Origin of the sequence: Paenibacillus stellifer (assembly GCF_000758685.1) — a bacterium.
Lineage (GTDB): Bacteria > Bacillota > Bacilli > Paenibacillales > Paenibacillaceae > Paenibacillus_AQ > Paenibacillus_AQ stellifer.
On sequence record NZ_CP009286.1, the window covers coordinates 57,122 to 79,742 of the forward strand.

A 22,621-nucleotide genomic window follows, 5' to 3' on the forward strand; every position below is an offset into this window, starting at 1 on the left:
CTCATCCAGATATAATGGGTCCACCAAAAGGAAATCCAAGACAACCCTCCGGCAAGGGCTGTGGATTTTACTCTTAAACGGGTGGTGCTTAAATCGATGGAGAAGAGCAATGTGGTGAAATTCCCGGAATGGACAAGAGCTGAGAGCGTCAGAGAGGAAGAGAAGTCGACCTGGTGGGAAAGCGTAAAGGCGTGGGGCAGCCGCCGGCGGGCTCTTCGCGGGCTGGAATCCAAAAAGTGGATGTTCCTCTTGAGCTGCATGGGATTTCTGCTGGGCAGAGCGATGATTCTGAACGAGCTGTCCCCGTTTGCCGCGGCTTTTTTCGCCATAGTGGTCTTTATGCGCAGAGATAGCATTGCACCTGTCTTCGCTGCGATTATCGGCGGAGCATTGTTCACACCGTTTCCCGGCGTGCTGGTTATCGCTGCGGAGCTCATTCTCTTCGTTCTGCTGTATAAAGGATTGAAAGCCTTTCAGCGGATCGACCTCGCCTATGCGCCGGTCATGGTCTTCGTTTCCTCGTTTATGGTCGGGCTCTTCCAGAGCGTGATCGGCCCTTCCCTCTCCTGGTATGCCTTAATGATGACGACGCTGAATGCGCTGCTGTCCTTCGTGCTGACGCTCGTCTTCATTCAGGCCCTCCCTGTTCTGCTCTACAAAGCAAAGAGCCGGGCGCTGCGAAATGAGGAAATTCTCTGCCTGATTATTATGCTTGCTTCCATTATGACCGGACTGGTCGGCTGGAAGGTGGACGGGCTGTCCCTTGAGCATGTTCTGTCGCGTTATTTAATTCTGCTGTTCGCGATGGCGGGAGGGGCTCCCCTTGGAGCCGCTGTCGGCGTTGTGACGGGCTTGATCCTTAGTCTTGCTGATATTCACGCGATCTATCAGATGAGTCTGCTCGCCTTCTCGGGCATGCTGGCAGGCATGCTGCAGGGCGGGCGCAAAGGCGCCGTGGCGCTCGGCATGCTGCTCGGGTCAAGCATTCTGTCCGTCTATTTCAGCGGGCCGGGCGATATGCTTCTATCCACTTGGGAGACCTGCGCAGCGGTGCTCTTGTTCATTGCGACCCCGCGCAGTACGATCGCTTCGATCGCCAAATATGTACCGGGGACAATCGATCACAGCCGCTCCCAGCATGAATATGCGCGGCGCGTCCGCGATATTACCGCCGAGCGTGTAACCCAGTTCTCCCAGGTCTTTCGTCAGCTGTCCACCAGCTTCGGCCAGGTTTCATCTGCCGGCCAAGTGGAGGCAGCGAACCGGGAGATGGAGCATTTCATGAATGCGGTGACCGAGGAGGCCTGCGCCAAATGCGTCCGTCGCACCCATTGCTGGGATGCGAAATTCTATCAGACCTATAAATATATGACCGATATGATGACCGCCGTCGAGGACAATCCCGAGCTTTCGGCGGACAAGCTGCCCGCCGAATGGTCGCGGATCTGCGGCAAGACGGAGGAGGTTCTTGAGGTCATGCGCAGCGAATACAACCTCTACCAGCATGATATGCGGTGGAAGAGACAAATATACGACAGCCGCAAATTTGTGGCCGAGCAGCTGTCCGGCGTCTCGCAGGTCATGGAGGATCTGGCCCGGGAGATCAAGCGGGAGAGTCAGGCGATGTACCGCCAGGAGGCGCAGATCCGCGAAGCGCTGGAGGCTATGGGCCTGTCCATTCAAGGCATTGATATCATCAGTCTGGACCCCGGCCGTGTGGAAATTGAAATTGTCCATGCCTACACCCGCGGATTCGATGAATGCCGTAAAATGATTGCTCCCCTTCTGTCCGATATATTAGAGGAGAATATATCGGTGGTCAGCGAAACAGCTCCTTACAGCCGGGAGGGACTGGCGACGGTGATCTTCGGCTCCGCGAAAGCCTACGAGATCAGCACCGGCATGGCAGAAGCCGCCAAAGGAGGGGATATGCTCTCCGGCGACAGCTTCAGCATTTCCGAGCTGGGCAACGGAACATTTGCGGTGTCGGTGAGCGACGGCATGGGCAACGGGGAACGGGCGCAGATGGAGAGCAGCGCGGCGCTCGGCATGCTGGAGAAGCTGCTGCAATCCGGCATGGATGAGCGGCTTGCGGTAAAGTCCGTCAATTCGATTCTGCTCCTGCGCTCGCCGGAGGAATTCTATGCGACGGTGGATATGGCGCTGATCGACCAGTACTCCGCCCAGACGACCTTCATGAAGATTGCCTCGGCGCCCAGCTTCATCAAACGGGGAAGCGAGGTCATTCCGATCACGGCCAGCAATCTGCCGATCGGCATCATTCAGGATATCGAGGTCGAGTTCGTCACCATGCAGCTGCAGGCGGGCGACATCCTTATTATGATGACCGACGGCATTTACGACGCGCCCGGGTATGCGGTCAACAAGGAAATCTGGATGAAGCGGATGATCCAGGAACTGGATACGGGCGATCCCCAGGAGATCGCCGACAGCCTGCTGGAGAAGGTCATTCGCTATCAGGGCAATGAGATCCATGATGATATGACGGTAGTTGTCAGCCGGATCGACCATTACCGGCCCGAATGGTCGACACTGCATGTTCCGGGACTCTCGCGCATGGAGCGGCCCCGGACCGTAAGCTGAAGACTCCGTCACTCTGATTTTGCCTTTCTTATCCCGTTTGGAATCTCTCTTCCTGGGACATACTAGAGAAGAGAGAGTTCATATAACGGGAGGCTAAGAGGATGAAGCAGATTCTGTTGATTACGGATGGATGTTCCAATGTGGGCGACAGCCCGGTGATGGCGGCGGCACACGCATTTCAGGAAGGGATTAGTGTCAATGTGATCGGAGTGGTGGACTATGGAACGATCGGCGAGCTAGGAGGGAGGGAGATCGAGGATATTGCGAAGGCCGGTGGAGGTCTCAGCCGGATCGTCGGCTCGCCGCAGCTGGCGCAGACGATGCAGATGATGACGCGCAAGACCGTGGTTCAGACCATTCAGGTGGCGGTTAATAAGGAAGTGCAGAAAATTCTGGGTGAAGGCTCGATCGAGGATCTTCCGCCCGCGAAGCGCTCCCAGGTGGTGACTGTGGTGGACGATCTCAGCGAGAAGGCGCCGCTGCGGCTGGCGCTGCTGATTGACGCAAGCGCCAGCATGAAGCCGAAGCTTGCAGCTGTCGAGGAGGCTATCCGCGATCTGGCGCTCAGTCTCGAGGCCCGGGAAGGGGTCAGCGAAATTGCCGTGTTTCATTTTCCCGGAACAGGGGAGGAGCCGGCCGTGATGGATATGGACTGGAGCCGCAACGTAACCGGCATCCGGTCGCTGTTCGGGAAGATCCGGATGAAGGGGACGACGCCTACGGGACCTGCCATTTTCCGGGTGCTGGATCATTTCCGGTATGATACACTAGATGAACATCAAGGCCGCCTGGCGGCTTACGCTGAAGAAGGAGAAGGGATGCCCGGTGGATACGTCGTCTAGGCCCGTACGTTCTCCCGGGGAAGTTATCGCCGGCAAGTGGCGAGGGAACCGGTATGTGGTGGACAGGCTGCTCGGAAAAGGTGCTAACGGAACCGTATATTTGGTAACCCGGGAGAGCAGACGGGAGAAGTATGCGCTGAAGATCGGCTACGACGCGCTCGATCTTCAGTCGGAGATCAATGTGCTGACTTCGCTTCAATCCTGCCAGGCCAGGCAGGGGAAGCGGCCCGGGAAGCCCGATCCGATGTCCTTCTACTTTCTGGAATCGGACGACGCCTCGGACGGCGATTTTCCTTTCTACGTGATGAGGTATGTCCAGGGTATGCCCCTTCACCGCTTTCTGGCCAAGAAGGGGCCGGCCTGGCTGGAATTGATCGGACTGAAGCTGCTGGACCGGCTGTGCGCCCTGCATGGATGCGGCTTTATCTTCGGCGACCTGAAGCCGGAGAATGTTATTGTCTCGGAGTATGGCGAAGCCGAATTGATTGACTTCGGCGGGGCGGGCCCGATCGGGCGAAGCGTGAAGCAGTTCACCGAGTGGCATGACCGCGGCTTCTGGAGCGCGGGAAGCCGGGTTGGTGACGAGGCTTACGATCTGTTCGCCTTCGCCGTGCTATGTCTCCGTCTTCTGGACGAGCAGGGGCTGAAGAACGCTGCTGCGCAGCTTCCCCAGATGCGAAGCGGAGAGGAACTGCTCAAGCTGGCGAACCGTCTCCCTGATCGGAAACTGGCATCCTGGCTGAAGACCGCTCTAAAGGGCGGTTTTGCCTCGTCCGCTGAAGCGAGAGAGGCCTGGAAGACCCACATTTTCCGGGGAGGGCGGAGCAAGCCTGAGCCGGTGGCGACCCCCGGCTGGCTTAAGGGGGCCTTTGCACTGTCCCTTTGCCTGCTTGTCTTTACCGTGTACTGGATTTATCATTTTTAATATTCTATGATTATACATAAGGACAGGCACGCCGATTGCCGTGCCGGCAGCCGCCCAGTCGCGGCCAATAGCGGCTACAGGGCAGGAAGGAAGCCTGATATTAATGAAGTGGAATGAACTGGTGGATTCGGTTATGGATGCCGCAGCCGAATATAAGCTGTGGAGCGCCGGAGACGCCATCGTAGTCGCAGTGTCCGGCGGGCCGGATTCTGTGGCTCTTTTGCATGTTCTGAATGAAATCTCCCGCACAAGGATGCCGTTGTCCCTCATCTGCGCGCATGTGAATCACGGCTTTCGGGCAGAATCGAAAATGGAGGCGGAACTGGTCCGGGACCTCGCAGAGAGGTTGGAGGTTCCCTTCGAACTCGCCGAGTTCGATATCCCCGCTTATATGAAGGAAAGCGGTCTGGGCCCGCAGGAAGCCGCCCGCAATAAGCGGTACCGGTTCCTGATCGATACCGCACACCGTCACGGAGCGGCGGCCGTAGCTCTGGCCCATCATGCCGACGACCAGGCCGAGACTGTGCTGATGCATTTGCTTCGGGGAAGCGGCCTTTCGGGACTTGCCGGCATGCGCTGGAAAAGAACCGAAAGAAAGATGGAACTTGTGCGTCCCCTTCTTCGTATGAACAAGGCATCGCTCGTTGAAGCCTGCCGGGAGCGCGGCTTCCGCTATGCAGAGGATGCGAGCAATGCGCAGGTTAAGTACAAGCGCAACGCCGTGCGCCTGGAGGTTCTGCCCTTTCTGGCGGAGTTCAATCCCTCGCTGTCCCGTTCTCTGACGCAACTGGCTGAAATCGCCGGCGCCGAGGACGATTACATGGAGGAAGCTGCCGCGCGCAGCTTCGCGGATATTGTGCGGAAGGAACGGGGGAAATGTACGCTTGAATCAGCCGGTTTTGCCGCCCTGCCGTCCGCTTTACAACGGCGTTTGATTAAACTAATATTAAATTATCTGTCGGCGGATACACCGGAAATCGATTTTCCGAAGGTTGAAGCTGTAAGGCGGGGAATTTTGCAGGAAAGAACGGCGTCCTGGCGTTTGGATTTGGGGGGCGGACTGACCTGCATTCGGCAATATCATACGGTTTGTTTCCTTTCGTCTCCTCCGGATGGTCAGGCCAGCTATTCCTATATGCTGTCTTCACCGGCATCCCGGCTAGAGCTTCGGGAGATTAACAAGGTTCTTACCATGACAGCCCTTGAGCGCGCGAAGGGACTGGATTACAGCGGTTCCGGCGGCCGGGCAAAAGCCTGGTTCGACTTGGATCAACTGGTCTTCCCGCTGACGATTCGCTCGCGGCTGCCTGGAGATACCATCAGGATCATGGGATTAAACGGAAGCAAAAAGGTAAAAGATATTTACATTGACGACAAGATACCTTCCGCCGGACGTTCACGTATTCCCATCGTGTGCGACGGTCATGGCGAGATTATATGGATTCCCGGCATCCGCCGCTCATTCCATGCCGCCGTTGGCCAAGACACGGTTTCGGTTCTGCTGCTGTCGCTTGAAGACCTGGCCCCGGAATGATTCGTAATGGCCGCAGACAGTTTTTCATAGTATATCTTAGGAGGTTCACAGGTTGCAGAACGATATTCAGGAAGTTTTGATCAGCGAAGAGCAAATCCAGGAAAGAGTCAAGGAGCTCGGTGCCAAGCTGAGCGATGTATATGAGGGTCGCACTCCTTTAGTCATCTGCGTGCTGAAAGGCGCGTTTATTTTTATGGCTGATTTGGTTAAAGTTATAACCGTACCTGTTGAAATGGACTTCATGGCTGTATCCAGCTATGGAGCCGCAACCAGATCTTCGGGTGTCGTTAAAATTATCAAGGATCTGGACGTTCCGGTCGATGGCCGAGACGTGCTGATCGTGGAAGACATTATCGACAGCGGTCTTACGCTGAGTTACCTGATTGAACTCCTTCGCAATCGCAACGCCGCTTCGGTTTCGGTCGTCACCCTGTTCGACAAGCCGGCAGGCCGTACGGTAGAGCTGGAGGCTGACTATACCGGTTTTGTCATTCCTGACGAATTCATCGTCGGGTATGGACTGGACTTTGCCGAGCAATATCGGAATCTTCCTTATATTGGGATTCTGAAACCGGAGATCTACACCAAATAACTTTGTTCCAAGCCTTGCTTCCCCGTTTGCATTTCGGCTGGAAGTCCCTCTATTTGAGGTGTTCCGATAGGCTATGTTACAATAACTTAAGTGTTGCGAGAGGAGGTAGGGGATGAATCGGTTCATCCGGAATTCTGGTTTTTATTTGATTTTATTTCTTGTCGTGGTGGGCATCGTCCAATTCGTCAGCAATGGAAATGAAGCCGCCGATTTCCCTAGATACGACCAGTTACGGCAGGAGCTTAAGAATAATAATGTGAAGAATTTGACGGTTCAGTTCGAAGGCAACGCCTTTCTCGTAACCGGCGCTTACAAAGAGAAGCCGGACGGGGCTAAATCGGATAGCTTCTCCACATATATTCCTCCTACGGATGCGGCTATCAGTGAACTGACGGATGCCAGTGAAAGCAACGGTATCCCGTTCACCCAGAAGAAAATGGAGGGCGACAGCATCTGGCTGACCTTCCTGTCTTCCATTATACCGCTTGTGATTATGTTCATCCTGTTCTTCTTCCTGTTCAATCAGGCGCAAGGCGGGGGCGGCAAGGTCATGAACTTCGGTAAGAGCAAGGCCCGCCTCTACAACGAAGAGAAGAAGAGAGTCACCTTCGAGGATGTGGCGGGAGCCGACGAAGAGAAGCAGGAGCTTGTCGAAGTCGTCGAATTCCTGAAGGACCCGCGGAAATTCGCCGCTGTCGGCGCGCGTATTCCGAAAGGCGTACTGCTTGTAGGCCCTCCGGGTACCGGTAAAACCCTTCTTGCCCGCGCTGTTGCGGGTGAAGCGGGCGTTCCGTTCTTCAGCATCTCCGGTTCGGATTTCGTGGAAATGTTCGTCGGTGTCGGCGCATCCCGTGTCCGCGACCTGTTCGAGAACGCGAAGAAGAACGCACCCTGCATTATCTTCATTGACGAAATCGATGCTGTCGGACGCCAGCGCGGCGCCGGACTCGGCGGCGGCCATGACGAACGCGAGCAGACGCTCAACCAGCTGCTCGTCGAAATGGACGGCTTCGGCGGCAACGAAGGCATTATCATCGTCGCGGCAACGAACCGCGCCGACATTCTCGACCCCGCGCTGCTTCGTCCGGGACGCTTTGACCGTCAGATTACGGTTGACCGTCCAGACGTGAAAGGACGCGAGGCAGTTCTGAAGGTACACTCCCGCAATAAGCCGCTGACGAAGGACGTGAAGCTTGACGTAATCGCCAAGCGCACGACCGGCTTCACCGGCGCGGATCTGGAGAACCTGCTGAACGAAGCGGCTCTGCTGGCCGCTCGCCGCAATCGCAAGGATATCTCTATGCGGGAAGTTGATGAGGCGATCGACCGCGTTATCGTCGGTACTGAGAAGCGCAGCCGCGTCATCAGCGAACGCGAGAAACGGATTGTCGCTTACCATGAAGCCGGCCACACCATCGCCGGATACTTCCTGGAGCATGCCGATATGGTCCACAAGGTTACGATTATCCCGCGCGGACGCGCCGGCGGATATGTCATCATGCTTCCGAAGGAAGACCGCATGCTCGTTACGAAGCAGGAACTGCTCGATAAGGTTACCGGACTCCTCGGAGGCCGGGTCGCCGAAGAAATGTTCATCGGTGAAATCGGCACGGGCGCTTACAGCGACTTCCAGCAGGCAACTCGGATCGTGCGCAGCATGATCATGGAATACGGCATGAGCGAGAAGCTCGGTCCGATGCAGTTCGGTACGAGTCAGGGCCAGGTGTTCCTCGGCCGTGATATCGGACATGAGCAGAACTACAGTGATTCGATCGCTTATGAGATCGACCAGGAAATGCAGCGCTTTACCAACGAATGCTACGAACGATGCAGAGCGCTTCTGCAGGAGCATTCCAAGGAAATGCACCTCATTGCGAACACGCTGCTTGAGAAAGAGACGCTTGAGCTTGAACAGATTAAAGAGCTGATCGAGCAGGGCTATCTGACCGAGGACGGCAAGCCGGAAGGCGGCGAGGGAACGACTAATGACGGTGCAGAGCCAGTCATCGATTCCATCGGTGACGTCAAAGTCCGCATCCAGGGTAAATCCGAGGAGCAGAGCGCTACGCTTGGCGATGCGCCGAAGGATATTACGAACAATCCTCCGCAAGACGGCGGAGATAAAGGCAATACCGATGGCAACGGCGGCGGAAGCAGCCTGAGTTAATGAATGAAACAGAAGAAAGCCCGGAGAACGCGACGTTCTCCGGGCTTTTTTTCTCGTATGCAGCATGTATGAGATTTGACGAGTTCTGCCGCCCTTCATCCCTACAGACTAATGCCAAAGCGCTTCAACTCGATAAAAATTCCCTCCAGCTGCCGGCCCTTATCCGTCAAGCTGTACTCGACGCGGGGAGGAACCTCCGGATACACCTTTCGATTCACGATGCCGTGATCCTCCAGTTCCTTGAGCCGCAGAGAGAGCGTCTTGGGACTGATCCCCTCCAGTGATTTCAGCAGGTCGCTGAATCGGAGCGTCCCTTCGATCAGCAGATCGCGGATAATGAGAAAGGTCCACTTCGTTCCGATAATGTCCAGCGTTCTGGCGATTGGGCAGGGCTCGCCCGGCGTTCCCTTCGTCAGTTCAATCGTATCCGGAACCGGAATATCCATATCGAAGACCTCCTGAACTAATTATTCTGATAAATGTAATCATACCACAAAACTTCCCTTGCGGAAACTATATGAATTAAATATCACTACTTCCCAAAATGAATTATTGCATTTTATAATATCGACGAATGGCCATTCAAAATCACATTTGCTGTTTGAGAGGGAGTGAAGGGGTTGAAGAATTTCCTCGTAATCAACGGGCATCAGCAATATGCCGGTGCGGAGGGAAGACTGAATCAGACGCTTGCCGATACGATAGCCGCCGAGTTAAGCGAACGGGGCGAGGTGCGGACCACAACGGTTCAGCATGGCTACGACATTGAAGAAGAACGGAAGAAGTTCCTGTGGGCGGATCTCGTCATTTTTCAGACCCCGATTTATTGGTTCAGCGTTCCGGGGCTGATGAAGACTTATATGGATGAAGTCTACGCTCCGGGAACGTTCTTCGAAGGAGCCGGAACATATGGCCGGGGCGGTCTGCTGACCGGAACCAAGTATATGTTCTCCACAACCTGGAACGCTCCGGCACAAGCCTTTGGCGATCCCGGCCAGTTCTTCAAGGGAGACGGTTTGGAAGAAGCGATCCGCCATCTGCACCGGGTTCAGGAGTATGTCGGAATGAAGCCGCTCCGAAGCTACGCCTGCTATGATGTGATCAAAAATCCGCGTATCGAGGATTATGTTGCAGGTCTTCGGCGCCACCTGAAAGAGGTATTGACCGGCGCTTAACTTAACGATTTAACCACTCACAATGGGATGGACAAAAAGGAGGGGAATTAAATGCCAAATGTAACGAATCAGAAGATCGTCATTATCGGAGGCAGCTCGGGAATCGGACTGGAAACAGCCAGACAGCTGCTGGCGCTTGGAAATCAGGTTGTGATCGCCAGCCGTTCCGCAGAGAAGCTGGAACAGGCGGTGGCAAGCCTGGGGCCGGGAGCGGAATTCCGCCAGGTTGATATGATGAAGGAAGAGCAGGTGCAGCAGCTCTTTGACAGTATCGGCGCGTTCGATCATCTGGTGGTCAGCGCGGCCGAGACGTCAGGCGGTCCGTTTCTCCAGACGGACACGGCGGCGGCGCGCCGGCTGTTCGACAATAAATTTTGGGGGCAGTACCTGGCGGTGAAATACGGCGTTCCCCATCTGTCCGCGGGCGGATCGGTCACGCTGTTCTCGGGAGTCGTCGCCTATAAGGCGATGGTGGGTTCTTCCGTGCTGGGCGCCGTGAATTCCGCGGTATCGTCCCTCGGGCAGACACTTGCGCTCGAACTGGCGCCGATCCGCGTCAATGTCGTATCGCCGGGCATTATTGATACGCCTTCGCGCAGCGGCATGCAGGAGGAGGCGCGGAACCAATTTTATGAATCGGTTGCCGCCAAGCTTCCGGTGAAGCGGGTCGGCACCGCCGAGGATGTCGCCAAAGGCGTCTTGTACCTGATCGGCAACGGCTTCGTGACCGGGACGGTGCTGCATGTGGAAGGCGGACATATATTGGCTTAATGAAGGCCGCGGAAACGCAGGATTCGATATCCGGCGCTTCCGCGGCTTTTTTTATTTTAGGGAAGAATGCGATTGTTCCGGCCTTTGGCGCGGCTGCCGCCGGGTGTTTCATCTGATTGACACGAAGTAGACAGTTGTGTACATTAGTGATAAATATTACGAAGTCTATTCTTTTTCATAAACCTGCTTCAGATTTAATAACCAGTTTACCGACAGATGGGCTGTGCCGCAGGCATGGCGTCAAGACATAAGGGGGAACGTGAACAGTGGAAGCTCTGGCGCTGGAGCGTAGGCAGGAACAGAACCGTGAACTGCGTGAACGCTTGGAACAGCTCAAGAAGGAACGGAATGCCATTATTCTGGCTCACTATTATCAGCGCGATGAAGTTCAGGAGGTTGCCGATTTCCGGGGAGACTCCTTTTTGTTGGCTCAGAAGGCGGCGGCTACCGACGCGGAAGTGATCGTGTTCTGCGGTGTGCATTTCATGGGAGAAAGCGCCAAAATTCTGGCCCCGAACAAGACGGTGCTCATTCCGGACGAACGCGCGGGCTGTCCGATGGCTGATATGGTGAACGTAGACGGTCTTCGCAAGCTGAAGGCCAAGCATCCGAACGCGAAGGTCGTCACTTACATTAATTCTTCCGCCGAGATCAAGGCCGAGACGGATATCTGTTGTACCTCCGCCAACGCGGTGCGGGTGATTGAATCTGTGGATGCCGAGGAGATCATCTGGGTTCCCGACAAAAATCTGGGCCATTACGTACAGGAGAAGACCGGCAAGAAGCTCATCATTTGGGAGGGCTACTGCAACACTCATGATATGCTGACCGTTAAGGATGTTGTGGAAATGAAGGCCAAGTACCCGAACGCCGAGTTTGTCGTTCACCCTGAATGCCGTCCTGAAGTTGTGGCTATGGGCGATTTTGTCGGCAGCACGACCGCCATTATCGATTACTGCAAGAAGTCGGAGACCCGCGAATTTATCGTCGGAACCGAAGATGGAACCGGCTATCAGCTGCGGAAAGACAGCCCGGACAAAGCGTTTCATTTTGCTTCCAAATTCCTCGTGTGTCCGAATATGAAGGTCAACAATCTCAAAAAACTGGTGAAATGCCTGGAGACGATGAAGCCGCAGATTTATGTGCCGGAAGTTGTCGCAGATAAAGCCAGATTGTCCTTAGAGCGCATGCTACAAGTCAAGTAGCATGCGCTACTCTTTCGATTAGGAACAGGTGAAGAGCGGTCATGATTCCACAATATTTGGTTGATTTCGATCTCCGGGAGCTGCAGGTCGTCGAGACGGATTGCATCGTCATCGGCTCGGGCATAGCCGGATTATTCACGGCAATCAAGGCGAGCGAGGATCGCCGTGTCGTTATGCTCACGAAGAAGTCGGTGATGGAGAGCAACACGCGCTATGCCCAGGGAGGCATAGCTGCCGTTATCGCCGAAGATGATTCTCCCGTCTATCATCGTCAGGATACGCTGATGGCCGGGGCGGGCCTATGCTCCTCGTCCTCCGTCGATGTGCTGGTGAACGAAGGGCCTGAAGGGGTGCGCGAGCTGATCCGGCTCGGCACGCTGTTCGACAAGGAGGACGGTGTCCTTGCGCTGACCCAGGAGGGCGCTCACAGCCACCGGCGCATCCTGCATGCGAACGGAGACGCGACCGGCTATGAGATCGTGCGGGCGCTGTCCGAGCAGCTTACCCGGCATCCCAATATCGAGGTGTGGGATGATCATTATGTTATCGACCTTATTACCGAGGACGGGGAATGCGTCGGCGCGCTCGTCCAGAGACCAAGCGGAGAGCGCCTGTTCCTGAAGGGCGACGCGACCATTCTCTGCTCGGGCGGCGCGGGCCAGTTATACCGCTACACAACGAACCCTGATGTGGCGACCGGCGACGGTGTGGCGATCGCTTACCGGGCGGGCGCGCATATCCGTGACATGGAGTTTCTGCAGTTCCATCCCACGGCGCTGAGTTATCCGGGTGCTCCCCGCTTTCTGATCTCGGAGGCGGTGCGTGGCGAGGGAGCAGTGCTGCGGAACATTAACGGCGAGCGGTTCATGGAGCGTTATCATGAGCTTCTGGAACTGGCTCCCCGCGATATCGTGGCGCGGGCGATTCTCAGCGAGATGGACGAGACGAAGTCGACCTTTGTCTATTTGGATATCACCCATGAATCTCCGGATATGGTGAAACACCGTTTCCCTACGATTTATGAGACCTGCATCAGCTATGGTCTGGATATTACGAGCGACTGGATTCCGGTGGCTCCTGCTGCGCATTATATGATGGGAGGCATCAAGACCGACCTGAACGGCGAGAGCAGCATTTCGCGGCTCTTTGCCTGCGGTGAAGTGTCGTCCACCGGTGTTCATGGCGCGAACCGCCTGGCGAGCAATTCCCTGTCCGAAGCGATCGTCTTCGGCGGGCGCATTATCGAGCGTGTGCGCAGCTTGCCGAAGCTCAAGAAGGGCCCGGTATCGGCGGGCTGCGACCTGGGCCGGCATGAGCATTCTACCCAGGCGATTGTGGAGCGGCGGCTGAAGCTTCAGAAGATTATGGTCCGCTACGCCGGTCTGCGCCGAAATGAAGAGATGCTGAACAAGGGGCTGGACGAATTGAAGCGGCAGCTTCCGATATTCAGCGGGGCGCTGACCAAGCGTGAAGAATATGAATTTGCCAATATGCTGACCTGCAGCCTGCTGATCACAGAATCGGCGCTGGCGCGTCAGGAGAGCAGAGGGGCCCATTACCGCGAGGATTTTCCGCAGCGGGATGATGAGCATTGGCGCAAGCATTTGCTTCAGATCCGGGGCGTTGGCATTGTAGAGGAGAAAAGCGATGATGTTTAATGGATATAATGAACAACTGATAGAGTCCATCAAGGCATGGCTCCGGGAGGATGTCGGCTCCGGCGACGTGACCACCCAGACGACGATACCCTCCGGACACCAGTCCAAGGGAATCATTCATGCCAAAGAGGGCGGAGTCGTCTGCGGCCTTCCGGTCGCGGAGCTCGTATTCGAGGTGGTGGACCCTTCCCTGAGCTTCCTTCCGCGCGTTAAGGAGGGAGAGGTGATCGCCAAGGGAACCGTCCTGGCCGAAGTGGAGGGCAGCACGCATTCTATTCTGACCGGAGAGCGTCTTGCGCTGAACCTCATGCAGCGGTTGTCCGGAATCGCGACACGGACGGCTTCGTTCGTGGCAGCGCTGGAAGGGCTGCCGACCAGGCTGGTCGACACCCGGAAGACGACGCCGGGACACCGGATGCTGGAGAAGTATGCTGTACGTATCGGCGGCGGCGCGAATCACCGGTTCGGATTGTACGACGCCGTGATGATCAAGGACAATCATATCAAGGGCGCAGGCGGCATCTCGCAGGCGGTCAGCCGGGCGCGGGCGCATATCCCGCATACGATGACGATTGAGGTCGAAACCGAGAGCCTGGATCAGGTGGAGGAGGCGCTTGCCGCAGGAGCGGATATTATCATGCTGGACAATATGTCCCATGAGATGATGGCGGAGGCGGTGCGCCGGATCAAGGCCAAGGCCCCGCATGTCAAGACCGAGGCGTCGGGCAATGTCTCGCTTGAGACCGTTCGCTCCATCGCTGAAACAGGGGTTAATGTAATTTCGGTCGGACGGCTGACTTACTCCTTCGCAAGCCTGGATATCAGTCTGGATTTGAATGCGAAGAAGGAGGGCGGCTTGTCATGATGCTGGCCGTGGATATCGGCAATACCAATATCGTGCTTGGCGTATACCGCGGGAAGGAGCTGCTGCACCATTTCCGGCTCAGTACGGCAAGGCAGGCGACCGCGGATGAATACGGAATTATGATTCATAATTTGTTTGATATGTCGGGACTCTCGGTTAAGAATGTGGAGGGGGTTATTATCTCCTCCGTCGTTCCGCCGCTCGTGCATGTCATTGTAGAGATGTGCCGCAAATATGTCGGCAAAGACCCTTTGCTGGTAGGGCCCGGGATCAAGACCGGGCTTAATCTGCGTTATGAGAATCCCCGCGAGGTAGGGGCGGACCGGATCGTCAACGCCGTTGCGGCGATTGAACGCTACCAGTGCCCGCTGGTCGTGGTGGATTTCGGAACGGCGACGACGTTCGACTGTATCGACGGCAGCGCCAATTATTTGGGGGGCTGCATCGTGCCGGGCATCGGAATTTCAACCGAGGCTCTGTATCAGCGGGCGTCCAAGCTGCCCCGCATCGAGCTGGAGAAGCCCAAGAAGGTTATCGGCCGCAACACGGTGCACGCGATGCAGGCCGGGATTATTTTTGGCTATGCGGGACAGGTTGAGGGCATTGTAAGACGGATCAAGGCGGAGATGAACGCGCCTGAACTGAAAGTAATCGCGACAGGCGGTCTGGCTTCCATGATTGCAGGAGAGACGGAATGCATTGACGAGGTTAATCCGATGCTAACGCTGGAAGGACTGCGGATTATCTACGACCGAAACCAGTAACAAGCGCTATACTTTTAATTAGAAACGGGAGGGCCCATAACCCATGCAGAATAAAAAAGACCGGTTGGTGAGAGGGACGGCGCTTGGCGGGAGAGTGCGGGCGTTCGCGGTTCGTACGACCGAGCTGGCCGCCGAGCTGCAGCGCAGACACGACACCTATCCGACTGCAACCGCCGCGCTCGGGCGCACGGTTACCGCAGCCGCCATGATGGGCGCCATGCTCAAAGGCAGAGAAATGATCAACATCCAGGTTAAGGGCAACGGTCCTTTGGGTCAAATTGTGGCGGAAGCCAACGCCGAAGGCGAAGTCCGCGGTTACGTCCAGAATCCTCACGTTCATCTCCCGAGCAACAGTCTCGGCAAGCTGGACGTGGCAGGTGCGGTCGGCACCGAGGGCTTCATCCATGTCATCAAGGATTTGGGCCTGAAAGAGCCTTACCGCGGCAGCGTTCCGATTATTTCGGGGGAGCTGGGCGACGATTTCACCTATTATTTTGCCATATCGGAGCAGACCAACTCCGCAGTGGGACTCGGCGTTCTGGTAGAGGCCGACAACAGCGTCAAGGTAGCGGGCGGCTTTATCATTCAGCTGCTGCCGGGCCTAAGCGATGAGGAAATTACGGAAATCGAGAACAATCTGGGCGCGACTCCATCGGTTACGGCACTGCTGGACCAAGGGCTTGAGCCGGAGGATATGCTGCGCCGGATTTTGCCGGATACCGAAGTGCTGGATGAAATGGACATCCGTTTTCAGTGCCATTGCTCCAGAGAGCGGGTAGAGCAGACGCTGGTCAGCTTGGGCAAATATGAGCTTGAGCAGATGATCGAGGAAGACGGACAGGCGGAAGTCGTCTGTCATTTCTGCAACGAGGCCTACACCTTCAACAAGGAAGAGCTTCAGGAAATTTTGAATCAAGCGAGGTAGGAATGAAGCGGCAATGACGAGACAGGAGAGCGCATTGCGCAAAGCCGTTCTTATTCTGGCCGGCCTCGCGCTGGTTCTCGCGGCGCTGCTTGTATGGCAATGGCGCAAGGCTGAGAGGGCGGACGACAACGGGAATGGCAGTAAGACGGTCGCGAAAGTAGCGGGCCAGGGGATTACCGAAGACCAGTGGCAGGACGAGCTTCGCCGTAAGCACGGAGACGAGGTGCTGCTTGGGATGGTGGACCGGATTGCCGCAGAGAAGGAAGCGGAAGTCCTGGGTATCTCCGTATCGGAGCAGGATGTGGACCGTGAAGTGGAGGAAGCGGCTTCCGGGTACGACTCGGAGGAGCAGTATTACGCGCAGATGGAGTCGGAGCTGGGCTTGTCCAAGGCAGAAGTGCGCAAGGAAGCGAAGTACCGGGTTATGCTGGAGAGCATCGCAATCGCCGGAATCAAGATTGGTGAGGATCGGATAGATGAGTATCTTCGCGAGAATCCAAGCAAGCTCCATCCGCCGAAGAAAATAGAGCTGTCCATCATCGAGCTGGCCTCCTACGGGGAAGCGGAGCGTACGCTGGACCGGCTGGAGAACGGCGAGGATTTCGCCGCGCTGGCGGAGGAACTATCGACCGATGAGGATACCCGGCATCAGGGAGGGCGGGTTGGGGTCGTCGAAGAGGACGATCCCTTCTGGCCCCAGGAACTGTTGTCGGCGGCGGCAGGGCTTGAGGCTGGCGATATCGCCGGCCCGTTCCAGCTCGACGCGAATTTTGCGGTGATTCGCACGGACAAGATCATCATTCCGCAGGCCCCGGACGAGCAGGAGGCACGGAAGCAGGTGCGCCGTGAATTGGCCTTGGAGCAGGCCCCTTCGCTGGAGCGGGTCAAGGATGACCTTCGGACTAAATACGAGGCTTCAATAAGTGTTGACAAGGGACTTCAAGATTGATAATATTGGATTAACAGTAATACCTACTGAATTAGTCGGAATATCGGCGGCTCCCAGAGACGCCGAAGAAGCGCCCGACTTGGGGCGCGGCGCCAGCTGCCAACTTCGGAGCGGTCCGGCATGACCGATCGGATACATAATCGGACATTCCTGATGAGCCGGGGAGCAGAATGCTGAAGACTACAGTCACAAGCCCTGTTTTCATTATTCTCGTTTATTATTCCAAGGAGGTTTCTGCTCATGGCCAAAGTCGTTAATAATGTAACTGAACTTATCGGGGGAACACCGCTTGTTCGTCTGAACCGGATCGTACCGGAAGGCGCAGCGGAAGTTTATGTGAAGCTGGAGTATCAAAATCCGGGTTCGAGCGTTAAAGACCGTATCGCGGTCAGCATCGTGGAAGAAGCGGAGAAGGACGGCCGTCTGAAGCCGGGAGATACAATTCTGGAAGCGACAAGCGGCAACACCGGTATCGGTCTCGCAATGGTAGCGGCAGCGAAGGGCTACAAAGCGATCATTGTTATGCCGGAAACGATGAGCTTGGAGCGCCGCAACCTGCTGCGCGCTTACGGCGCGGAGCTGGTACTGACACCGGGATCGGAAGGCATGAACGGCGCGGTCAAGAAAGCTGAAGCCATTCTGGCTGAGAACCCTAGCTACTTTGTAGCCGAGCAGTTCAAGAACCCGGCGAACGTGAAGATTCACCGCGAAACGACCGGACCGGAAATCGTGGAAGCGATCGACTCCATCGGCGGTTCCCTGGATGCCTTCATCGCTGGTATCGGAACAGGCGGAACGATTACAGGCGCTGGTGAAGTGCTGAAAGAGAAATATCCGGACATCAAGGTGTACGCGGTAGAACCTGCGGCTTCGCCAATTCTGGCTGGCGGCAAGCCGGGCCCTCATAAAATCCAGGGTATCGGAGCAAACTTTATTCCTGAAATTCTGAATCAGAACGTTTACGACGAAATCATCCATGTGGAGAATGATGAAGCTTTCGAAACGGCACGCCGTGTAGCCAAAGAAGAAGGCATTTTGTCCGGCATCTCTTCCGGCGCAGCAATCTTTGCAGCCATCAAAGTGGCCAAAGAACTGGGCGCAGGCAAGCGTGTTGTCGCAATCGTGCCAAGTAACGGCGAACGCTACCTCAGCACACCGCTGTACAATTTCGAAGCTTAATTTGTCGGACTTTCTTCCGAATTGAAGTCATATCTATGATTGGGTAGGGCCTCTGTCCTTGCGATTGATCGCAAAGGGCGGAGGCCTTTTTCATTGGTATCGCATTAGCTGCTGCGCATATTATGACCTTTTTCTATCTCCCACTAAGGGTTCGTCGGCGGAAGGATCAGCTGTTTATCCTAATACGGATGGAGCATCGGCCTAAAGCTCATATTTATGCGGTTAATGAGGCGAATGACGGGGAAGGCTTTTCAAACAAGGGGACATACAGTATACTGACAGGCAAACAGTCAGGACAGAGACATAGGAGGATGAACTTGGAGATCGTCACGGAGTGGAAGGAATGGGAGCGCTGGTCTGGACAAGGCTGGAACGTCCTTCCCTTGGTTATTAAATCGGGAGCGGGGATGAGCGGTCTGCCGTCTTCCTGGAAAAAGGCCTGGGCGGCATCATCCCCCTATTCCGTGCTGCTGGAGAGCGGCAAGAGCGGCCGCTATTCATATCTCGGCCTTCAGCCCTCATCGGTGCTAACCGGGAAGGGACAAGCGGCAACAGCAGTTCAACTGGAGAAAGTCGCCGGTTCACCGGGAATGCAAGAGGCGGCCGGAACCGCAGAGGCCGCCGCCTTTGAAGGTTCGCCAATCCAGGTGCTCCGGCAGTGGATGAAGCCCTTTGCCGGACCGCGTGTAGAAGTTCCTGGATTGCCTCCGTTTATCGGCGGCTGTGCAGGCTTCCTCGCTTATGATGTTGTCCGGTCCCTGGAGCGTCTGCCCGAGACGGCCGAGGATGACCCCGGCTTCCCTGATTATCTCTGGATGATGCTGCCCGAGGTGTGGATCTACGACCATGAGCTGGACGAGCTGTATTGCGCCGTTCATTGTAATGTGCCGGAGGCGAGCAGCATGTCACCGGGCAGCATTACCTCGGTCAGCACTACCCCGGACAGCAACGCTTCAGTCGGCGCCGCCCCGGACGGTAATGCCTCGGGCAGTATTGCTCCGGTCAGCACCGTCTCGGACAGTGCCGCTCTGGACAGCAACGCCCCAGACGGCGCTTCCTTGGACGGCAGAATCTTCGGCTCTTCAGCCGGTAATGCCGATGCCGATGCTGCGGCCGATGCTGCGCTTCCGCCCCGGCCCTCAGCTGAGCTCGAGCGGCTATATCAATCGGCCTTGGCCAGGGCCGAAGAGATGCTCGGGCTATGGCGGGAGCTGAGCGCCGCTGATGATGGGGACGGGGACATCGCATTCGCGGATGTCCCGCCCCTGTCCGGCGGCGACTCCGGAGAGTGGCCGGGTTCCTCCTCGGCGTTCTCGCAGGAGAAGTTTCAGCAGGCGGTTCAGGCCATCCAGGACTATATCCGCCAAGGCGATGTCTTCCAGGTGAACCTGTCCCTGCGGCAGGAAGCGCCGCTGTCCTCTTCGCCGGAAGAGGTCTACGAATGGCTGCGCCGCCTGAACCCGTCCCCATACATGGGGCTGCTGCGCTCGCCCGGCTTCGCGCTCTCCAGCGCTTCGCCGGAGCTGCTGGTCAAGCTGCATGGGGACGAAGTCAGCGCGCGGCCGATCGCCGGCACCCGGCGAAGGGGCCACACTCCCGCGGAGGACGACGCCATGGAGGCGGAGCTGCGCGGGAGCGAGAAAGAGTGCGCCGAGCATATTATGCTCGTCGATCTGGAGCGCAACGACATCGGCCGTGTCGCCGCGTATGGGACGGTCCATGTGCCGGAGCTCATGACCGTGGAGCGCTACTCGCATGTCATGCATCTCGTATCCCAGGTGAACGGGCGGCTCGCAGAAGGGAAGGATGCCTATGATGTCATCGCCGCCCTGTTCCCCGGAGGAACGATCACCGGCGCTCCGAAGGTGCGGACGATGGAAATCATTGAAGAACTGGAGCCGGTGCGGCGCGGGCCGTATACCGGATCGATGGGCTGGATTGACTACAGCGGGAATATGGAATTAAATATTATTATACGAACGTTGGTTGTACAGGACGGCATCGGCTATATCCAGACGGGAGCGGGCGTTGTGATCGACTCCGACCCGTACCGCGAATACAGGGAATGTCATAATAAGGCCAAGGCCATTGTGAAGGCGGTGCTCTGCAGCGAAGCAGCGCACGGTCAGCCTGGCGGCGGCGCGGAAGGGGCGAGTCATTCATGATTTTAGTTATCGACAACTACGACTCTTTTACCTATAACCTGGTGCAGTATTTGGGAGAGCTTGGCGAGAAGGTGGAGGTCCGCCGCAACGATGAGATTAGTCTGGAGGACATCGAAAAGATGGCGCCCGATCATATTCTCATTTCGCCGGGGCCCTGCACGCCGAATGAAGCGGGCATCAGCCTGGCGCTGATCGACCGGTTCAAAGGGCAAATTCCGATCTTCGGCGTATGTCTGGGGCATCAGGCAATTGGACAGGCTTTTGGCGGGAATGTCATTCGGGCCGAGCGCCTGATGCATGGCAAGACATCGCCGATCCACCACAAGGGCGGCTCCGTATTCGAGGGCCTGGAATCGCCGTTCACGGCGACCCGGTATCACTCGCTGCTGGTGGAACGTGAGAGCCTGCCGGACTGCCTGGAAATTACGGCCGAGACGGAAGAAGGCGAGATTATGGGACTCCGCCATAAAGAATATCCGATAGAGGGCGTGCAGTTCCATCCCGAATCGATCATTACCGATCATGGTCATACCATGCTCCGCAATTTCCTGAAGCGCAAAGCCGGAACGACGGCATGACCTTTATAGGAATGAACGGCGCCGTTCTCGGCGCGGAAGAGGCCGTGGTTTCCGTCAGGGATCACGGTCTTTTATATGGAGTCGGTTTGTTCGAGACGTTCCGCACCTACGGAGGCACGCCCTTTTTGCTGGATCGCCACTTAAGACGCATGGAGGAAGGCTGCCGTGATCTGGGAATCCCTTTTCAGCCGGATGCAGATGGTTTAAGAGAGTGGATCGCAAGGCTGATGGAGCGAAACGGGCTTCAGGAGGCCTATATCCGTTATACGGTGACGGCCGGAGAGGATATTCTCGGCCTCCCGGCAGGCGATTACAAGAATCCGAACCATGTGCTGTTCGCGAAAGCTCTTCCTGCCCGGCCGAAGGAGCTGGATACGAAGGGCAGGGAGGTGCAGCTTCTGAAGCTGCGGCGCAATACGCCCGAGGGGCGGGTTCGGTTTAAATCTCTCCATTATATGAACAATATATTGGCCAAGCGCGAGCTGTCGGGATATCCCAGCGCCTCAAGCGGCGCGGAAGGTCTGATGCTGACGGAACGGGGATATGTGTCCGAGGGCATTGTAAGCAATATCTTTTTCGTCAAAAACGGACAGCTTCTTACACCGGATGAGACTACCGGCATTCTTCCGGGAATTACCCGGGAAATGGTCATGGATCTGGCGGAGGAACTGGGCATACCGGCGGAGTCCGGGTTATATGACTGGCAGACGCTTGAGGGCGCGGACGAAATCTTTTTGACCAATTCGATTCAGGAGATCGTCCCGGTTACAGCACTATGGGAAGAACAGACGCGGAGGGTGATCGGAGCTGGCACGGCCGGACCGCTTACTTCTAAGCTGCTGCTGAAATACCGGGAACAAACGGGGGTTAGCGGACAATGAAACCGAAGCTGTACCAAAGAACCTACGCATGCGGACCCGCCCAGTTCAAGCTTGGGGACCGCACGCTCATTATGGGCATTCTGAATGTGACGCCCGATTCGTTCTCCGACGGGGGGCTGTGGGACAAGCCGGAAGAGGCGGTTCGGCACGCTCTGCAGATGGCGGAGGAAGGGGCGGACATTATTGATATCGGGGGCGAATCGACACGCCCGGGACATGTGCAGATCAGCGCTGAGGAAGAGCTGTCCCGGATTCTGCCTGTCATTGAGGCGATTCACGACGTTGCGCCCCATATTCCGCTGTCCGTGGATACGTACAAGGCGGAGGTAGCCCGTCAGGCATTGGCCGCCGGCGCCCATATTATCAACGATATTTGGGGCTTCAAGGCCGATCCCGATATGGCACAGATCGCCGCCGACGCCGGATGTCCCGTCATTCTGATGCATAACCGGCATGACCGGAATTACCGGGAGCTTGGAGACGACATGGTTGCCGATCTTGAGGAGAGCATCAATCTTGCGGTCTCTGCGGGTGTGAGCCCCGAGAATATCATTCTCGATCCCGGCATCGGCTTTGCCAAGGATTATGAAGAGAACCTTCGGGCGATGATGCTGCTGGACCGGCTGACGGAAATGGGCTATCCGGTGCTGCTGGCGACTTCCCGCAAACGTTTCATCCGCACCGTGCTGGATCTGCCCGCAGACGATGTGGTGGAAGGAACCGCCGCGACGGTCGCGTTCGGCATTGCCCAGGGCTGCCAGATTGTGCGTGTTCATGATGTGCGGTTGATCAAGCGGACCGTTGCGATGTGCGACGCCATGCTGTACTCGAACCGGTAAGAC

20 protein-coding genes are annotated in these 22,621 nt (G+C 56.5%); 19 read left to right on the top strand and 1 reads right to left on the bottom strand.

The features are described from left to right. The first annotated feature begins 96 nt into the window (after positions 1-96). The 6 genes from spoIIE to ftsH all read left to right on the top strand — a co-directional run bounded on the left by spoIIE (position 97) and on the right by ftsH (position 8,664). Positions 97-2,604 (top strand): stage II sporulation protein E, encoded by a 2,508-nt coding sequence (gene spoIIE / locus PSTEL_RS00280; RefSeq protein WP_038692853.1) that lies wholly within the window; start codon positions 97-99, stop codon positions 2,602-2,604. Between the two features lie 101 nt (positions 2,605-2,705). Then, positions 2,706-3,446 carry a vWA domain-containing protein gene (locus PSTEL_RS00285; protein WP_038692854.1) on the top strand — a complete coding sequence of 247 codons (741 nt, stop codon included), beginning with the start codon at positions 2,706-2,708 and terminating at the stop codon, positions 3,444-3,446. Beyond that, positions 3,430-4,371 carry a serine/threonine protein kinase gene (locus tag PSTEL_RS00290; RefSeq protein WP_038692855.1) on the top strand — a complete coding sequence of 314 codons (942 nt, stop codon included), beginning with the start codon at positions 3,430-3,432 and terminating at the stop codon, positions 4,369-4,371. Before PSTEL_RS00285 ends, PSTEL_RS00290 begins: the two co-directional genes overlap by 17 nt. Before the next feature lie 103 nt (positions 4,372-4,474). Next, positions 4,475-5,905, top strand: coding sequence for a tRNA lysidine(34) synthetase TilS (gene tilS / locus PSTEL_RS00295; RefSeq protein ID WP_038692856.1), 1,431 nt, complete (start codon positions 4,475-4,477; stop codon positions 5,903-5,905). Between the two features lie 52 nt (positions 5,906-5,957). Next, positions 5,958-6,497 carry a hypoxanthine phosphoribosyltransferase gene (gene hpt, locus PSTEL_RS00300; RefSeq protein WP_038692857.1) on the top strand — a complete coding sequence of 180 codons (540 nt, stop codon included), beginning with the start codon at positions 5,958-5,960 and terminating at the stop codon, positions 6,495-6,497. Positions 6,498-6,609: 112 nt separating this feature from the next. Continuing rightward, positions 6,610-8,664 carry an ATP-dependent zinc metalloprotease FtsH gene (gene ftsH / locus PSTEL_RS00305; RefSeq protein WP_038692858.1) on the top strand — a complete coding sequence of 685 codons (2,055 nt, stop codon included), beginning with the start codon at positions 6,610-6,612 and terminating at the stop codon, positions 8,662-8,664. Positions 8,665-8,765: 101 nt separating this feature from the next. Here ftsH and PSTEL_RS00310 read toward each other — a convergent pair whose 3' ends face one another. Beyond that, positions 8,766-9,110: a winged helix-turn-helix transcriptional regulator gene (locus PSTEL_RS00310; RefSeq protein ID WP_179944912.1), complete on the bottom strand. Its 345-nt coding sequence runs from the start codon at positions 9,108-9,110 to the stop codon at positions 8,766-8,768. A 174-nt stretch (positions 9,111-9,284) separates the two neighbouring features. On the opposite strand from PSTEL_RS00310, the gene PSTEL_RS00315 reads away from it, so the two are divergent. From PSTEL_RS00315 to folP, 13 genes are all read left to right on the top strand, one after another. Further along, positions 9,285-9,839, top strand: coding sequence for an NAD(P)H-dependent oxidoreductase (locus PSTEL_RS00315; protein ID WP_038692859.1), 555 nt, complete (start codon positions 9,285-9,287; stop codon positions 9,837-9,839). A gap of 51 nt (positions 9,840-9,890) precedes the next feature. After that, positions 9,891-10,610: an SDR family oxidoreductase gene (locus PSTEL_RS00320; RefSeq protein ID WP_038692860.1), complete on the top strand. Its 720-nt coding sequence runs from the start codon at positions 9,891-9,893 to the stop codon at positions 10,608-10,610. 266 nt (positions 10,611-10,876) lie between these two features. Next, positions 10,877-11,815, top strand: coding sequence for a quinolinate synthase NadA (gene nadA, locus PSTEL_RS00325; protein WP_038692861.1), 939 nt, complete (start codon positions 10,877-10,879; stop codon positions 11,813-11,815). A 41-nt stretch (positions 11,816-11,856) separates the two neighbouring features. Beyond that, entirely contained in the window at positions 11,857-13,473 is a 1,617-nt protein-coding gene (gene nadB, locus PSTEL_RS00330) for an L-aspartate oxidase (protein WP_038692862.1), read from the top strand. Continuing rightward, positions 13,463-14,338 carry a carboxylating nicotinate-nucleotide diphosphorylase gene (nadC, locus tag PSTEL_RS00335; RefSeq protein ID WP_038692863.1) on the top strand — a complete coding sequence of 292 codons (876 nt, stop codon included), beginning with the start codon at positions 13,463-13,465 and terminating at the stop codon, positions 14,336-14,338. The genes nadB and nadC overlap by 11 nt, the downstream gene beginning before the upstream one ends. Next, the gene (locus PSTEL_RS00340; RefSeq protein WP_038692864.1) at positions 14,335-15,102 is read left to right on the top strand and encodes a type III pantothenate kinase; all 768 of its coding nucleotides are present in this window, start codon (positions 14,335-14,337) and stop codon (positions 15,100-15,102) included. Before nadC ends, PSTEL_RS00340 begins: the two co-directional genes overlap by 4 nt. Positions 15,103-15,145: 43 nt before the next feature. After that, complete coding sequence (hslO, locus tag PSTEL_RS00345) at positions 15,146-16,027, top strand: Hsp33 family molecular chaperone HslO (RefSeq protein WP_038692865.1); 882 nt, start codon at positions 15,146-15,148, stop codon at positions 16,025-16,027. A 13-nt stretch (positions 16,028-16,040) separates the two neighbouring features. After that, positions 16,041-16,976, top strand: a complete 936-nt coding sequence (locus tag PSTEL_RS00350) for a peptidylprolyl isomerase (RefSeq protein WP_038692866.1) — start codon at positions 16,041-16,043, stop codon at positions 16,974-16,976. A gap of 240 nt (positions 16,977-17,216) precedes the next feature. Next, on the top strand, positions 17,217-18,155 hold the full coding sequence (cysK, locus tag PSTEL_RS00355) for a cysteine synthase A (RefSeq protein ID WP_038692867.1): 939 nt from the start codon (positions 17,217-17,219) through the stop codon (positions 18,153-18,155). A 317-nt stretch (positions 18,156-18,472) separates the two neighbouring features. Then, positions 18,473-20,320, top strand: a complete 1,848-nt coding sequence (locus PSTEL_RS00360; protein ID WP_169744514.1) for an anthranilate synthase component I family protein — start codon at positions 18,473-18,475, stop codon at positions 20,318-20,320. Next, positions 20,317-20,898, top strand: coding sequence for an aminodeoxychorismate/anthranilate synthase component II (gene pabA, locus PSTEL_RS00365; RefSeq protein ID WP_038692868.1), 582 nt, complete (start codon positions 20,317-20,319; stop codon positions 20,896-20,898). Before PSTEL_RS00360 ends, pabA begins: the two co-directional genes overlap by 4 nt. Continuing rightward, positions 20,895-21,779 carry an aminotransferase class IV gene (locus PSTEL_RS00370; RefSeq protein ID WP_038692869.1) on the top strand — a complete coding sequence of 295 codons (885 nt, stop codon included), beginning with the start codon at positions 20,895-20,897 and terminating at the stop codon, positions 21,777-21,779. The genes pabA and PSTEL_RS00370 overlap by 4 nt, the downstream gene beginning before the upstream one ends. Beyond that, a complete protein-coding gene (gene folP / locus PSTEL_RS00375; RefSeq protein WP_038692870.1) occupies positions 21,776-22,618 on the top strand; it encodes a dihydropteroate synthase in 843 nt (280 codons plus the stop codon). The genes PSTEL_RS00370 and folP overlap by 4 nt, the downstream gene beginning before the upstream one ends. Positions 22,619-22,621 lie beyond the last annotated feature (3 nt).

Bases quoted from the DNA above. Each gene is read 5' to 3' on its own strand.
- spoIIE (WP_038692853.1), top strand. From the start codon at position 97: ATGGAGAAGAGCAATGTGGTGAAATTCCCGGAATGGACAAGAGCTGAG.
- PSTEL_RS00285 (WP_038692854.1), top strand. From the start codon at position 2,706: ATGAAGCAGATTCTGTTGATTACGGATGGATGTTCCAATGTGGGCGAC.
- tilS (WP_038692856.1), top strand. From the start codon at position 4,475: ATGAAGTGGAATGAACTGGTGGATTCGGTTATGGATGCCGCAGCCGAA.
- ftsH (WP_038692858.1), top strand. From the start codon at position 6,610: ATGAATCGGTTCATCCGGAATTCTGGTTTTTATTTGATTTTATTTCTT.
- PSTEL_RS00310 (WP_179944912.1), bottom strand. From the start codon at position 9,110: ATGGATATTCCGGTTCCGGATACGATTGAACTGACGAAGGGAACGCCG.
- PSTEL_RS00320 (WP_038692860.1), top strand. From the start codon at position 9,891: ATGCCAAATGTAACGAATCAGAAGATCGTCATTATCGGAGGCAGCTCG.
- nadB (WP_038692862.1), top strand. From the start codon at position 11,857: ATGATTCCACAATATTTGGTTGATTTCGATCTCCGGGAGCTGCAGGTC.
- nadC (WP_038692863.1), top strand. From the start codon at position 13,463: ATGATGTTTAATGGATATAATGAACAACTGATAGAGTCCATCAAGGCA.
- PSTEL_RS00340 (WP_038692864.1), top strand. From the start codon at position 14,335: ATGATGCTGGCCGTGGATATCGGCAATACCAATATCGTGCTTGGCGTA.
- hslO (WP_038692865.1), top strand. From the start codon at position 15,146: ATGCAGAATAAAAAAGACCGGTTGGTGAGAGGGACGGCGCTTGGCGGG.
- PSTEL_RS00350 (WP_038692866.1), top strand. From the start codon at position 16,041: ATGACGAGACAGGAGAGCGCATTGCGCAAAGCCGTTCTTATTCTGGCC.
- cysK (WP_038692867.1), top strand. From the start codon at position 17,217: ATGGCCAAAGTCGTTAATAATGTAACTGAACTTATCGGGGGAACACCG.
- pabA (WP_038692868.1), top strand. From the start codon at position 20,317: ATGATTTTAGTTATCGACAACTACGACTCTTTTACCTATAACCTGGTG.
- PSTEL_RS00370 (WP_038692869.1), top strand. From the start codon at position 20,895: ATGACCTTTATAGGAATGAACGGCGCCGTTCTCGGCGCGGAAGAGGCC.
- folP (WP_038692870.1), top strand. From the start codon at position 21,776: ATGAAACCGAAGCTGTACCAAAGAACCTACGCATGCGGACCCGCCCAG.